This window comes from Streptomyces akebiae, assembly GCF_019599145.1.
Taxonomy (GTDB): Bacteria; Actinomycetota; Actinomycetes; order Streptomycetales; family Streptomycetaceae; genus Streptomyces; species Streptomyces akebiae.
In genome coordinates this window covers 8842398-8856727 of record NZ_CP080647.1, presented here as the reverse complement: position 1 = coordinate 8856727, position 14330 = coordinate 8842398, and the positions used below count along the sequence as shown (strand labels likewise).

10 protein-coding genes are annotated in these 14330 nt (G+C 70.4%); 6 read left to right on the top strand and 4 right to left on the bottom strand.

Annotated elements, in window-relative coordinates; genetic code table 11:
- Nucleotides 1-68 precede the first annotated feature (68 nt).
- Both K1J60_RS38540 and K1J60_RS38535 read right to left on the bottom strand, forming a co-directional pair.
- Entirely contained in the window at nucleotides 69-671 is a 603-nt protein-coding gene (locus K1J60_RS38540; RefSeq protein ID WP_033529086.1) for a zinc metalloprotease, read from the bottom strand.
- Nucleotides 672-707: 36 nt separating this feature from the next.
- Complete coding sequence (locus tag K1J60_RS38535) at nucleotides 708-1703, bottom strand: pectate lyase family protein (protein WP_220650254.1); 996 nt, start codon at nucleotides 1701-1703, stop codon at nucleotides 708-710.
- Between the two features lie 164 nt (nucleotides 1704-1867).
- On the opposite strand from K1J60_RS38535, the gene K1J60_RS38530 reads away from it, so the two are divergent.
- Nucleotides 1868-5050, top strand: coding sequence for a glycoside hydrolase (locus K1J60_RS38530; RefSeq protein ID WP_259408091.1), 3183 nt, complete (start codon nucleotides 1868-1870; stop codon nucleotides 5048-5050).
- Between the two features lie 106 nt (nucleotides 5051-5156).
- Here K1J60_RS38530 and K1J60_RS38525 read toward each other — a convergent pair whose 3' ends face one another.
- Entirely contained in the window at nucleotides 5157-6860 is a 1704-nt protein-coding gene (locus K1J60_RS38525; protein ID WP_398683896.1) for a cellulase family glycosylhydrolase, read from the bottom strand.
- A gap of 998 nt (nucleotides 6861-7858) precedes the next feature.
- Here K1J60_RS38525 and K1J60_RS38520 point away from each other — a divergent pair.
- Complete coding sequence (locus tag K1J60_RS38520; protein ID WP_220650252.1) at nucleotides 7859-8494, top strand: hypothetical protein; 636 nt, start codon at nucleotides 7859-7861, stop codon at nucleotides 8492-8494.
- Nucleotides 8495-8577: 83 nt separating this feature from the next.
- Nucleotides 8578-9509 (top strand): IS5 family transposase gene (locus tag K1J60_RS38515; RefSeq protein ID WP_398684334.1). Its coding sequence is split into 2 segments (ribosomal slippage): nucleotides 8578-8910 and nucleotides 8913-9509, totalling 930 coding nucleotides; the frame shifts between segments, so codons are not numbered across the junction.
- A 149-nt stretch (nucleotides 9510-9658) separates the two neighbouring features.
- Here K1J60_RS38515 and K1J60_RS38510 read toward each other — a convergent pair.
- Entirely contained in the window at nucleotides 9659-10120 is a 462-nt protein-coding gene (locus K1J60_RS38510) for a MarR family winged helix-turn-helix transcriptional regulator (protein ID WP_220650251.1), read from the bottom strand.
- A 114-nt stretch (nucleotides 10121-10234) separates the two neighbouring features.
- Here K1J60_RS38510 and K1J60_RS38505 point away from each other — a divergent pair, with 114 nt between their 5' ends.
- From K1J60_RS38505 to K1J60_RS38495, 3 genes are all read left to right on the top strand, one after another.
- Nucleotides 10235-10645 (top strand): HGxxPAAW family protein, encoded by a 411-nt coding sequence (locus K1J60_RS38505; protein WP_220650250.1) that lies wholly within the window; start codon nucleotides 10235-10237, stop codon nucleotides 10643-10645.
- A gap of 100 nt (nucleotides 10646-10745) precedes the next feature.
- Nucleotides 10746-11861: a LacI family DNA-binding transcriptional regulator gene (locus K1J60_RS38500; protein ID WP_220650249.1), complete on the top strand. Its 1116-nt coding sequence runs from the start codon at nucleotides 10746-10748 to the stop codon at nucleotides 11859-11861.
- Between the two features lie 386 nt (nucleotides 11862-12247).
- The gene (locus K1J60_RS38495; RefSeq protein ID WP_220650248.1) at nucleotides 12248-14308 is read left to right on the top strand and encodes a galactose-binding domain-containing protein; all 2061 of its coding nucleotides are present in this window, start codon (nucleotides 12248-12250) and stop codon (nucleotides 14306-14308) included.
- Nucleotides 14309-14330: the final 22 nt, after the last annotated feature.

Below are 14330 nucleotides of genomic sequence, written 5' to 3'. Positions count from 1 at the left end.
TTTGTCACCGGGCACCAAGCGTCGGCGCCTTGGTCACCGGGCACCAACCGCCGCCACCGCGGACGCGGTCACAGCCCGTCGCTGACCATGGCGGACACGATGCGGACGTGCCGGTCGGCCGCCGTGCCGGAGAACTCGTTGTCGTAGTTCAGGCCGTACGGCCAGAAGTGCCCGCCCCCGGTGGAGATCTTCGCGCTCGCCCCGTCGTACTGCCGGACCAGTGCGGTGGCCCCCGCGCCGGTCCAGGTGCCGCTGCCGCCCAGCCGCGACCAGCCCGCGCTGGTGCCGACGCCTATGGTGTGCGCGATCTCGTGCAGCGCGGTCCGCTCGTTCATGTAGCTGCGGTTGGAGCCGAAGCGGATGGTTCCGTTGATGTTGCCGTCGGCGGTGGGGACGCCCGGCTCGTAGCGGACGGTGATGTTCTTGCCGAGGTCGCTGAGGTTGTTGTACCGGGCGACGGCCGCGTTCATGGCGGTCGTGATGGTGGCGTACGCCGACTGCTGGTCCTGCGTCGGGTTGCTCGCCCGTACGAGGGTCCAGGTGATGGTGGCGGCCGCCGCCCGCTCGCCGGGCACGGGCCCGGCCTGCGGGGCCGCCTGCGCGACGCCGGGTCCGGCGAGCAGCGCGGCCGCCAGGGCGGCCACGACCACCTGCCTGCGCGGTGAGTTCATGGGGCTCTCCTGTTTTTCGTGGGGGGGGTGGGGAGTTCAGGCACCGATCTTTCCGGTGCCTGCCCCGGCCCGTACGAGGGCCGGGACGTCTGCGGCGGGGTCCAGCGTGTACGCGTAGTACGTGCGGGGCTCGACGACCGTGCCGTTGGTCTCGCACGTGCCGGACCCGGTGAAGACGTTGTTCCGCTGGACCAGTCGGCCCGGTCCCGAGGCGTCGTAGCCGCTCGCGGAGTGGCAGGGGTGGGGGACGCCCTCGAAGTGGTTGCCCTCGACGACGACGCCCGCGTTCATCGTCGAGGCGACGCCGTAGACGGCGTTGCCCTTGTAGTAGTTGTTGTAGACGTGCACCGGCTCGCCGAACCGGACCCGGGGGTGTCGCTGCCGTGAGCCGTCGAAGAAGTTGTGGTGGATCGAGACCTTCAACTTCCCGGTGTCCTGGCTGCCGTTGCCGTCGGAGTGCCCGAGCAGCATGCTCTTGTCGGTCTTGTTGAACCAGTTCCAGGAGACGGTGACGTACTCGGCGGCGCGGACCACGTCGACCGCTCCGTCGAGCGGGGCGACGAACTCGTTGTGGTCGATCCAGATGTGGTGGGACTCCCGGCCCACGCTGATGGCGTCGTCCTCGGCCGCGGTGAACTTGATGTTGCGCACGATGACGTTGGAGGAGCGGTAGAACTCCAGGCCGCCGCCGTTGATGACGGCCGAGGAACCGACCCCGATGATGGTCTTGTTCGGGCGGACGCCCTGTTTGCTGGTGATGTCGATCGTGCCCTGGACCCGGATGACCAGCGGGGCCGTGGTGTCGATGTACTCCAGGAACTGCTCGGTGGTGGTGGCGGTGACGGTGGTGCCGCCGGCCCCGCCGGTGGTGCCGTTCTGTCCGAGCGCGTGGACGGCGGCGAAGCCGGTGGGGGACGTCTCCGCCAGGGGTGCCGGCGGCGCGGCGGCGGCCGTCCCGGCCTCGACGGGCGTGGCGGCGGCGAGCAGCAGGGCGAGCGTGAGTGCGGAAACCGTGCGTGACGACGACCTCATGTGGTTCCTCCCGGGACGAGTGGGGGACGTTCCTGGGTCTTGCGAATTCGCGTGAATCCGTGCACACAAGGGCTAGAAAGCGCTTTCAGTTTCCTGAATGCTAAGCACGTGTTTTGGGCATGTCAACGAGATCGCGTTCGCCTCTGTGTTGTGGAAGGAGTGTCGTGACCCCACGACATCGCATCGCCCGGGCTCTGGCAGCCACGGCCCCCCTGGTCCTCGGCGCGGGCCTCATGGCCGCGCCCCCGGCGAGTGCGGACACGTCGGCCCCGGCGGCGTCGAGCGCGGTCACCGTGCGGATCGACCCGTCGTACCGGCAGCAGGAGTTCGAGGGCTGGGGCACCAGTCTCGTCTGGTTCGCCAACGCGACGGGGAACTACCCCGAGCCCATCCGAAGACAGCTGGTCGACATGCTGTTCGGCGAGGACGGCCTCGGCCTCACCATCGCCCGCTACAACATCGGCGGCGGTAACGCCCCGGACGTCCGCAAGGACTACATGAAGGCCGGCGCGACGATGGACGGCTTCTGGAAGGCCCCCGAGGGCACCACCCGGCAGGACATGGAGTGGTGGGACCCCAACGACCCCGACCACTGGGACTGGGACGCCGACTCGGGCCAGCGCTGGTGGGTCGAACAGATCAAGGACAAGGTCGACACCTGGGAGGCGTTCAGCAACTCGCCGCCCTGGTTCCAGACCGTCAGCGGCTATGTCTCCGGCGGCTTCGACGCCAACACGGACCAGATCCGGGCCGACCGCGTCGACGAGTTCGCCACGTATCTGGTCCGCGTCACCGAGGAGTTGGAGAAGCGGCACGGCATCGACTTCGACACCATCGCCCCGCTGAACGAGCCCAACACCAACTACTGGGGCACCCAGATCGGCGCGAACGGCCAGCCCACCGGAGGCCGCCAGGAGGGCGCGCACGCGGGCCCGGCGCTCCAGCAGAAGGTCGTCCTCGCCCTCGACGAGGCGCTGGAGGGAGCGGCGACCGACGCCGAGATCTCCGCGATGGACGAGACCAACCCCACGATCTTCACCCAGAACTGGAACGCCTACGACACCTCCGCGCGGGCGGCGCTCCCCCAGCTGAACGTGCACACCTACGGCACCGGCATGCGCACCAGCGCCCGTGACATCGCCAAGGGCGCGGACAAGAAGCTCTGGATGAGCGAGGTCGAGGGCACCTGGGGCACCGGCACCGACTTCACGGGCATGGAACCGGGTCTCGGCATCGCCACCCGCATGGTCGACGACATGCGGGAACTGGAGCCCTCCGCCTGGGTGTTCTGGCAGCCGATCGAGGACTCGATCCCGCAGGCCGCCGCCGGCAAGAACTGGGGCAGCATCCATGTGCCGTTCAACTGCACGGCCACGGACACCCTGGAGACCTGCCCGGTCCGGGCCAACTCCAAGTTCCACACCATCCGCAACTTCACCCACCACATCCGACCGGGCGACCGCTTCGTGAAGGTCGACGACCCCTCCAGCGTCGCCGCCGTCAAGAAGTCCGGCCGCGCGGCCTCCGTGGTCCACGTCAACAGCGGCACGACCGGGCGTTCGGTCACCCTCGATCTCTCGCGCTTCGGGAAGGTCTCCTCCCGTGCCACCGTCACCCCCGTCGTGACGAGCGCCGACGGGGCCCTCGTCGAGGGCACGCCGGTCCGGGTGAAGGACCGTGCCGCCACCCTCGACGTGCCGGCCAAGTCCGTCACCACCTTCCTGGTCGACGGCGTCAGCGGTGTGGCGAAGGACGCCGCCCTCGTCCAGCCCGGCCACGTGTACCGGCTCCAGGGCACCCAGAGCGGCAAGTCGCTGACCCCGTCGGAGGACGGCACCGGCGTCGCCATCCGCACCACCGACGCCGCGAGCGCCCGGCAGCTGTGGTCGGTCGAGAAGCTGACCCCGGGCCGCGACAACCGCGAGCGGTACGCCCTCACCGACGCCGGCACCGGCAGGCGGCTCGCCGTCCGTGACAACCAGGCCGTACTGGAGGAGCCGGTCGCCGGGGAGGTCCCCGAGGCCGCCCAGTGGATCATGTCGACCACGGGCGACGGCAGTTGGACCTTCGTGAACGCCGCCACCGGCCGCCTCCTCGACGTCACCGGACAGTCCTCGGCGGACGGCGCCAAGGTGTCGACGTACACCCCGACGTCGGCCCCCAACCAGCGCTGGGCGGTGACCGACGAGACCGTGCTGCGCACCGAACGGGCCGAGGCGTTCACCGTCCCCGGGCTGCGGCCGGAACTGCCGCGGACGGTGACCCCGGTGTTCCGGGACGGCGCCCGCGGCAGCCTGCCCGTCGAGTGGGAGCTGCCGTCGGACCGGAAGTGGCGCGAGCCCGGGACGGTACGCGTGAGGGGTGAGGCGACCGACGCCCTCGGCCGCAAGCTCCCCGCGAAGGCCCTCGTCACCGTCGACACGATCGCCTCGACCCTGCCCGCCCGCGCCAAGACGTACGTGGGCGGCGCACCGGAGCTGCCGGCGACGGTCGTCGGCGTCGGCCGGCACGGCGGCCGGACCACCCTCCCGGTGAGCTGGGACGCGGCACCCGAGGGGGCCTTCGACGAGGCGGGGGTGGTGACCCTGCGGGGCAGCGCCGAGGTCGTCGGCGGCACCACGGCCGAGGCGACCGTACGGGTCCAGGTCACCGAGGCGACGCAGAGCAACATCGCGACCGACCCGAAGGTCTCCGTGGGTGCCACCTACACCGAGAGCGGCTACTCCGCCGAGCGGCTGCGCAACGGCACCACCGCCGAGAAGGCCTGGTCCAACTGGCGCTCGGGCACGAAGAACCCGTCCGACACCATCACCTTCGGTCTCCCGAAGGCCCGTGATCTCACCCGGATCGTCGCCCACTTCCACCGGGACGGGACCAATGTCTCCTTCCCGGAGAGCCTGAAGGTGCAGGTCCGGGCCACCGAGAACGGTCCCTGGACGGACGCGGGCGGCTCCGTCGCGGTCGGCACGGAGGGCACCCCGGTGATCGACGTCCCGCTCGCCGCGGGCCCGGTGACCGGTGTGCGCGTGGTGATGACCGCGCGTCCGGGCGGCTACATCACCATGGGCGAGATCGAGGTGTACGCCAAGGCCGCCGGTGCCTCGTCGGACGCGGCCGCCACCGCCGTGGAGGTCGCCGGCCGGCCGATCGGGTCCTTCGACCCCGAGACCACCACCTACCGGGTGGCGACCGACGACCCGAACCGGGCGCGGGTCACGGCGACGGCGCGCGACCCGTACGCGACCGTCACCGTGGACCGCGTCGGCCGGACCACCGCCCTCGTCACGGTCACCAGTGAGGACGGCTCACGGACCCGGACGTACCGGATCACGCTGGTACGACGTTGATGTGACCGGCGGGGGCCGCGAGCAGGCCCCCGCCGGTCACCTCGCGAGGAGCGGCCACCTGGCAGGAACCGGCGCCCCGCGAGAATCGGTCACCTCACCGGGCGGGTCAACTGCTCGCGCAGCTCGCCCCGTTGAGCGTGAAGGCCGTCGGCGCGGTGTTGCCGGCGCCCTTGCTCCCGATGAACCCGACCGTCACGGACCCCGCGGCCGGGATGGTGGACGTGTAGGAGGCGGGCTTCACGCTCACCGAACCGCCGCTCTGAGTGGCGGTCCCGCCCCACATGTTGGTGATCGTCTGGCCGTCGGCGAAGGCGAAGGCCAGGGTCCAGCCGCTGACGGCGGTGGTGCCGGTGTTGCGGATGACGATCTCGCCCTGGAAGCCGCCCTGCCACTCGTTGGTGGCCCGGTAGGTCACGGAGCAGTTCCCGGCGGGTGTGCCGCCGCCCTCGTCCGTCGTGACGTTCACGGTCGCCGAGCGGGCCGACCGGTTCCCGGCGGCGTCACGGGCGTAGACGGCGAAGGTGTACGCCGTGTCGGCGGTGAGGCCGGTCAGGGTGGCGGAGTTGGTGGTGGAGGCCGCGACCTTGGTCTCCGTGGAGCCGCTGACCCGGACGACGTCGTAGCCGGTGACCCCGACGTTGTCGGTGGCGGCCGTCCAGGAGAGCGTGGCCGAGGTCGCCGTCACCGCCGAGGCGGCCGGGGTGCCGGGGGTGCTCGGCGCCTGGGTGTCGCCCGGGGTGCCGCCGCCGAAGACGGTGGCCTCCTCGGCCGTCTGCGCGATGCCGTTGGCGCCGTTGAAGATGCGCTGGCCCCAGGCGCTGAGCCGCGTCGGGTCGAAGTCGATCGACAGGTCGAGGATCGGATCGGTGTTGCCGCTCCAGGACCAGGCCAGGTAACCGAGGTCGAGCTGCTCGGCGGCGGCCATCATGGTGTCCTCGTCCGGGTCGCCCCACTGGTCGGCGGGCCCGCCGAACTCGCCGATGAGAAGGGGCAGTCCGGCGTTCACGAAGGCGCCGAGGTAGTCGGTGATCTCGGCGGCCGTGTCGAAGACGCTGTACATGTGGATCGAGAAGATCAGGTTGCCGGTGGGGTCGGCGTCGTACACGGACTGGGCGTTGGCGCGCATGACGCCCTGCCAGTCCTGGCCCCAGTTCGGCGCGTCCACCATGATCGTGTGCTCGAAGCCGGCGGCCCGCAGCTTCTGCACGGCGGCCTTGGTGGGGGCGGTCCAGCCCGCGGGGTCGGTGTTGCCCCAGGGCTCGTTGCCGATGTTGACGATGACGTAGTCCTCCTCGCCGACGAGGACGTCCTTGAGGCCGATCCAGTAGTCGGCGGCGTGGTCGAGTGTGCCGGCGGCGGCCTCCTCGCCGTATCCGGTCGTGTCGTGCACCTCCAGGACACAGATGAGCCGGTTGGCCTTGCACTGGGCGACGACGTTCGCCACGTCGGCGGGGCTGTTCTCGGTCCAGCGGTGCCCGTCCGAGAGGACGACGCGGACGGTGTTGGCGCCGAGCGCCTTGATGTCGGCCAGCGACTGCGTCTCGCCCGGGTACCAGGTGTGGGCGTGGTTGACGCCGCGCATCACGAAATCGTTGCCGCCCGCCTCCAGCAGCCGGCCGTCGCTGATGTGCAGGCCGGTGGCCCGGATGTCGGGGGCCGACCGGGCCAGGGCGACGGCCGGGGCGAGGACGCTGAGCAGGGTGAGCGCGACCAGGCTCGCGAGGCCGGTCAGGAGGGTGCTCAGGGGGTTGCTTCGCTGCGGGGAGATTCCCCGTGGGCTTGTTCTCCGCGTGCTTCGTCCAGTTCTCACTGCGACTCCAGGTGGGGGTGGGCGCCGAGAAGGTCAGGCATCGAAAGGTGTGGGGGTGTCACGGCCCAGAGGTATGGGAGCGCTCCCATGAACCCATCTCGCCCCGTACACGTCAACCCTTCGCGCGCGGTCGGCACCGAAGAGGCGCCCGGACCGCGGCCTCGCCGACCGTGTCGCGCTCGGCTGCGGTGAACCAGCGTCCCGGACACCCACGCCTCGGCCGGCGCACGCACCGCCCGAACGAAGACCTCGGAGGTCGCCAAGGGCGCCTGGGCCCGGAGCACGTCGAGGAAGGCCAGTACGTCCCCACGGCTCCGGTACGGGACCCCGGAGCGCGAGCACGGCGGTCTGCGCGAGCGGGCCGGTGGCGGCCGCGCCTGCGCCAGGGTCGATTGCCTTCGCCGGGTGGAGGGTTGAAACATCTGGATCTACAACTGCCGTAGCCTCGCCGTTTCACCCGGATACGGCTGCTGGACGATCGGCACTGAGGCCTCCGGCGCCCGACCGCCGCGCACTCCGCCTCACTCAGGCCACTCCGACCACTCAGGCCACGCGAGACCGGACCTGTTCCAGGCAGGATCACCGACGACCCCGCAGTGATGCCCGCCGACGACGGCGAGGCCATCGCCGACCTGGCTCTACTGGGCGACCAGGCCAAGGCGTTCGGCCCGGTGGCCCCCGCCACGACCGCCTGGCGGCTGCCGGCCCGCATCGACCCCAGGGCGCTGCCGGACATACGACCGGGCAACGCCGGGGCCGTCGACGCCGCCGACCACGTCACCGTCCACGAGCAGGCCCCGGGCCCAGATCACCGCCCACCGCCACGACACCCCCATCCGCATTCCTGTCCCATCCCACCTAGCCAGGTAGGGCCTGTCCGGCCGATCACGCGGTCGATACGGGCAACGGTCCGATCCGTCGGGAGGTCGGGAGGTCGGGAAACCGGGAAGCGCCGGGCCTGGGATTCTTGGCGCGCCGGCCTTGTAAAATAGCGACCGGTGGGTACCCAGGAGCGCGACCGCAAGGTGTACCGGCCGCTGCGGCGGGCCGGCCTCGAGGTGATCCCGGACGCCGTTCCGGACGGCACGATGCCGTTCGTCGCCGGATATCGTGCCGAGGACATGGCCGGCGGCTTCTCCCACCGGTACGACACCCCACGGCTCGTCGAGCGGCTGAATGAGGACTGGTACGACCTCGCCGTCTCCTCGGGTCTTCTCGATGACCGGCGTGAGTTCCTCGTCCAGCTTCCACAGGGCACCCGCACGCACCGGGCCGCCCTGCAGAACCTGCACAGCGACAGCGCCGCACCGACGCTCTGGACCCGGGTCCGGCTCCTGGACCACTGGGACATCATGGGCCGGGGCGCGGCATCGGCGTTCCTCGGCATACACGCGGGCCACCCGGGCTTCGCCATGATGGCTCTCGACGGCAGCGTGTACGTCATTGCCTCGACGGGCGAGATCGGCGTCGACGTGGTCGCGGTACGCCACCCGGACCGCTCGGAGAACATCCTGCAGTACCTGGAACGGATCACTTTTCACGACAGTCCCTACGTCAACCGCGCGTTCAAGGAGCGGATCGCGGTTTGGCTTGCGGGCCGCACACCTGCCGCTGTCAGCCGTTCAAACCGATGACCACGCGGTGGCCGAGGCCAGCAAGGGTTGCTGCTGTTCAGCTGATCATGTGACTACTCCATTGCCGACTCGTTCACGTGGACATGGGGCGGGGTGACCTGAAGGATGCCGAGTGGGAACGGCTTCGACCCTTCCTACCGGTCAGCAACGGGCGTTGCGGCAGGTGGCGGGATCACCGGCAGGTGATCGACGGGATTCTGCACCGGGTGCGGACCGGCGTTCAGTGGCGCAACCTGCCCGAACGGTTCGGCCCATGGAAGACGGTCTATGAACGCCACCGCCTGTGGTCGGCCGACGGAACCTGGGAACGCCTGCTCCGGCAGGTCCAGGCTGAGGCCGACGCGGCCGGAGAGATCGACTGGGACATCTCGGTCGGCTCCACCGTCGTGCGTGCACATGAGCACGCCGCCGACGCCCGCACCGACCCGCCGTCGGCCCCGCATCAAAGGGGGGGCGCAGCGGCAGAACAGCAGGGCGAAACACCGTGGCGGGGCCTCGTCGCCCGCCTGGTGGAGGTGGTGCAGGAGGTGAGGGCTTGGGCCGCTCGCGAGGCGGGTTCACGACCAAGCTCCACCTGAGTGCGGACGGCCGCTGCCGCCCGCTGTCTCTGATCATCACACCGGGACAGCGGGCGGACTGCACACAGTTCGAGCCGGTGTTGGAGAAGAACCGCGTCCCGCGGATCGGGCCGGGCAGGCCGCGGAAGAAGCCTGACAGCCTCCCGGCTGACAAGGCGTACGGCAACGGCCCCTGCCGCGAGTACCTGCGTCGCCGGGGTCTCCGGCACACGATCCCGGAGAAGACTGACAACCAGGCAGCCCGCCTGCGCAAAGGGGCACACGGCGAGCGGCCACCGGGCTTCGACGAAGAGCGGCACAAGAAGCGCAAAACCGTCGAACGGGCGATCAGTCGGCTCAAGCACGCCGGAGCAGTGGCCACCCGCTACGACAAGCGCGGCTACGTCTTCCTGGGCACCGTCACCGCCGCAGCCCTCACCACCTGGCTCCGTACCTGATCGGCCGGACAGCTGCTTAAGCCGCTCGCGCTCGCGGAGAACCCCACCGGCGCATCGGGGCCCAGCCACGCCCACCCGGCCACGAGCCACCGAGACCACCGCTCCGCCACGATCCGATCAACTCGGCCACGCGAAGCGGAACGGGGAAGCTAACAGGACTCGTCCAGATACCCCCGCGCCAGCTCGCCCGCGCGCGTGAACCAGTCGACGAGCAGGGCCAGTTCGTCCGGCGAGTAGCGGGCGAAGAGTTCGGCCAGGCGCGCGTAGAACGGACCGTAGACGGCCACCACCCGCTCGGCGGCGTCCGGCACCGCGACGACGCGGACCCGGCGCCGGTCGGCCGGGTCGGGCTGCCGGGTCACGAAGCCGCCGCGCTCCAGACGGTTGAGGACACCGGTCACCGCCCCCGTGGTGACATGTGCGCGCGTTGCCAGATCACCGGCGGTGACCGGGGCGTCCCCGGCCTCCAGGACGTACGCGAAGCAGACGAGGTCGGTGACGCTCAGCCCGAGGTTCCGGGCGAACTCCTGCTGGCCGACGATCATCGTCGCAATCAGGCCGTCCATGGCACCGATCGCGTCAGGGACGGTGGGGCGGCGTTCGGCCTCCATTGAAATTGCCTCCGGCGCGGGCTAAATTCCTTACTCGCTAAGACATCTTACGGCGTCCTGGGCGTGGCCGCGGCATGCGGTGGTGCGCCCCGGCGCGCGAGGGGAGCGGACACCATGAGTCTCTACGACGAGGGACACACCGTCGCCGGCTGGACGGGCACCGCCGTCGGCGCCGTGGGGGCGACCGCGCTCGGGTTGGGCGTCTGTGGCTGGACCCCCGGGTTCGCCCTCGGCGCCGTCGTCTCGGTCGCGGCACTCGTCGTCACCTGGGTCCTGCACCTCGTCGGCTGGGGCAAGCCTCCGGGCCCCCGCCCCCGCGACCAGTGGAGCCTCCGAGTCCGCGACCGCTCCGCGCGCGGCGGCCACGTCGACTGCCTCGGCTGCCGCCTGGCGGGCCGCCGGCGCGCCCCGGCCTCGCTCCCCGCCGCACCCGGACCCGGACCCGCCGTACCCGGATCCGCCACTGGCCCCGACATCACGGTCGCCGCGCCCGCCACCGTCCCGGCGGGCGACGCATCGCACTGACCGGAGTTCCGAAGGAGGGGAGTAAACGCTTACCCCTTCTCGGGGCCTCAGTTCCGCAACCGCGCGCCGCCCTCAGGCTTCCATGCAGTAACGTCGAACCGTGACGGTCAATGAAAACGGTCGCCGGAGCAGCACCGAATCCGGCGGTACCAGGCGTCGACGGAGCAGCGCCTCGGGCGGGGAGCGGCCCAGCACGATTCGGGATGTCGCCGCGCGGGCCGGGGTCTCCGTAGCAACCGTTTCCCGCACACTCGCCGGGAACTACCCGGTCTCCACGGAGACCAGGGCCCGGGTCATGGCGGCGGTCGAGTCACTGCACTATGTGGTGAACGTGCACGCCAAGGCGCTCTCCGGCCGCGTCGCCGGCCCGGTCGCCCTGGTCATCAAGGACATCACCGGCCCCTCCCTCGCCCATGTCGCGGCGGGGGTGGAGCAGGCGGCCGCCGACCGGGGCCGACTGAGCCTGGTGTGCGCCACGCACGACGACTCGGCCCGCGAGGACGACCTGGTGCAGCTGATGCGCGAGCAGCACGCGGCGGCCGTCCTCCTCGTCGGCGGCGCCCGGCAGGACGAGGCGTACCGGAGGCGGATGGCCGAGTACGCGACGGCGCTGGACGCGGCGGGCTCCCGGCTGGTGCTGGTGGGCCGTCCGCCGCTGCCCGGCTCCCTGCCGGTCACGGTGGTGCAGTACGACAACCGGGGCGGCGCCTTCCAGGCCACCGACCACCTCCTGACCGCCGGGCACCGGCGCGTCCTCTTCCTGGGCGGCGACCCCGGGCTCAGCACGGCCGACCAGCGCCGGGACGGCTTCCTGCACGCCCTGCGCGCCCACGGCGTCGAGCACGCCGAGGAGTTGGAGCTGCCCGGCCCGTACACCCGGGTCTCGGGTTACCAGCGCACCCGGGAGGCGCTGGCGGCCGGTCTCGACTTCACGGCGGTCTTCGCGGGCACCGACATGGTGGCCACGGGCGCGCTCGCCGCGCTGCGCGAGGCCGGGCTCGACGTCCCGGGCGACGTCTCCCTGATCGGCTTCGACGACGTCCCGTTCGCCGCCGACCTCTCCCCCGCGCTGACCACGGTGCGGGTGCCGTACGAGGATCTGGGGCGCACGGCGGTCCGGTTGGCGCTGGAGCGCGAGGAACGCCTGGGCGGCGACGACCATGTGGTGCTGGGCACCCAGCTGGTGATCCGCCAGTCGGTACGTACACTCTCGTGATCCGCCCGCCGGCACGCACGCTCTCGTGATCCGCCCGCCGACACGCACGCTCTCGTGATTCGCCCGCCCGGTACGGCACTCTCCTGATCCGGCGGACCTTGCGCGCGCTTTCGTGAGCGTGGTCCCCGGCCGATGACGGCTGAGGCCGCGACAACCCGGACAACCTCCCCCTCTCCATAAGATTTTGACGAAGCGTCACTTCGTCGTGAGGTCGAAGGCGCCATCAGGTCAACCGTCCCGGACTATTGACTCGGATCACCACAGTAGCGATTCTCGTCACATCGCTTGTGCCAGCCATGACAATCGGGCTATGGCGTCGTGGGTGTTCAACGCGTCCCGGAAGGTCTGGCCGATCGACCGCGCATCCCCCGACCGAGGACGTGAGTATGACCAGGACTCCACGCGCCCACCGCAGACGCAGACCCCTCATGGTGCTGGCGCTGTTCCTGACCGCGATGGGCATGCTGCTCAGCCCGTCGTCGAGTTCGGCGGCCACCGGTGAATGGTGGCTGCCCACCTCACGGCCGTCCCCCGACTCCCAGATCAACGTGACGGGCGAGCCGTTCAAGGGGACCGACTCGGCGGGCGACGTGCGTGGGTTCGTCGACGCGCACAACCATCTGTTCTCCAACGAGGCGTTCGGCGGCCGGCTCATCTGCGGCAAGGTGTTCTCGACCACGGGCATCGCGGACGCGCTGAAGGACTGTCCCGAGCACTACCCGGACGGTTCCCTCGCGATCTTCGACTACATCACCCACGGCGGCGACGGCAAGCACGACCCGGTCGGCTACCCGACGTTCAAGGACTGGCCGGCGTACGACTCGATGACCCACCAGGCCAACTACTACGCCTGGATCGAGCGCGCCTGGCGCGGCGGTCAGCGGGTGCTGGTCAACGACCTGGTCACCAACGGGATGATCTGCTCGATCTACCCGTTCAAGGACCGCAGCTGCGACGAGATGACCTCGATCCGGCTCCAGGCGAAGCTGACGTACGACCTCCAGGCGTACATCGACGCGCAGTACGGCGGCACCGGCAAGGGCTGGTTCCGCATCGTCACCGACAGCGCGCAGGCCCGTGAGGTGGTCAAGCAGGGCAAGCTCGCCGTCGTCCTGGGCGTGGAGACCTCCGAGCCGTTCGGCTGCAAGCAGATCCTCGACATCCCGCAGTGCAGCAAGGAGGACATCGACAAGGGCCTCGACGAGCTGTACGACCTGGGTGTGCGCAGCATGTTCCTGTGCCACAAGTTCGACAACGCGCTGTGCGGCGTCCGCTTCGACGAGCACGGTCTCGGTACGGCCATCAACGTCGGGCAGTTCCTGTCGACCGGCACGTTCTGGCAGACGGAGAAGTGCAAGGGCCCGCAGAAGGACAACCCGATCGGCGGCGCCTCGACGGAGGCCGAGGAGGACCTGCCGGCGGGCACCGAGGTGCCGGAGTACGACGAGGACGCGCAGTGCAACGTGCGGGGGCTGACCGATCTCGGTGAGTACGCCGTCCAGGGCATGATGAAGCGCAAGATGATGCTCGAGATCGACCACATGAGCGTCAAGGCCACCGGCCAGGTGCTGGACATGTTCGAGGCCGCGTCCTACCCGGGCGTGCTGTCCTCGCACAGCTGGATGGACCTCAACTGGACGGAGCGGGTCTACTCCCTCGGCGGTTTCGTCGCCCAGTACATGCACGGCTCCGAGGAGTTCAGCACGGAGGCGAAGCGCACCGACGCGCTGCGGACCAAGTACGACGTGGGCTACGGCTTCGGCACCGACTTCAACGGGATCGGCGACCACCCCGCCCCACGCGGCGCGAACACCTCCAACCCGGTGACGTACCCCTTCAAGAGCGTCGACGGCGGCTCGACGATCGACAAGCAGACCACGGGCCAGCGCACCTGGAACTACAACACCGACGGTGCCGCCCATGTCGGCATGGTCCCGGACTGGATCGAGGACATCAGGCTGGTCGGCGGCCAGGGCGTCGTGGACGACCTCTTCAAGGGCGCCGAGTCCTACCTCGGCACCTGGGGTTCCTCCGAGGCCCACCAGGCGGGCGTGAACCTCGCCAAGGGCGTGTCGGCGACGGCCAGTTCGTCCGAGTCGAACCCCGTCACCAGCTATCAGCCCGGCCGGGCGGTGGACGGCGACGGCTCCACCCGCTGGGCGAGCGACTGGAGCGACAGCCAGTGGCTGAAGCTGGACCTGGGCTCCTCGCGGACGATCAAGAAGGTCACGCTGGACTGGGAACGGGCGTACGGCAAGGCGTACCGGATCGACGTGTCCACCGACGGCTCGACCTGGAAGACCGTGTGGTCCACGACCTCCGGTGACGGCGGTCTGGACACGGCGACGTTCTCCTCGGTGTCGGCGAGATATGTTCGCATGCTGGGGACCGACCGCGGCACGGACTGGGGTTACTCCCTCTACGAGGTCGGCGTCTACAGCGGCTGACCGCACACCACGGGGGAAAGAG

Bases quoted from the DNA above. Each gene is read 5' to 3' on its own strand.
- K1J60_RS38495 (WP_220650248.1), top strand. From the start codon at position 12,248: ATGACCAGGACTCCACGCGCCCACCGCAGACGCAGACCCCTCATGGTG.
- K1J60_RS38510 (WP_220650251.1), bottom strand. From the start codon at position 10,120: ATGGAGGCCGAACGCCGCCCCACCGTCCCTGACGCGATCGGTGCCATG.
- K1J60_RS38535 (WP_220650254.1), bottom strand. From the start codon at position 1,703: ATGAGGTCGTCGTCACGCACGGTTTCCGCACTCACGCTCGCCCTGCTG.
- K1J60_RS38540 (WP_033529086.1), bottom strand. From the start codon at position 671: ATGAACTCACCGCGCAGGCAGGTGGTCGTGGCCGCCCTGGCGGCCGCG.
- K1J60_RS38505 (WP_220650250.1), top strand. From the start codon at position 10,235: ATGAGTCTCTACGACGAGGGACACACCGTCGCCGGCTGGACGGGCACC.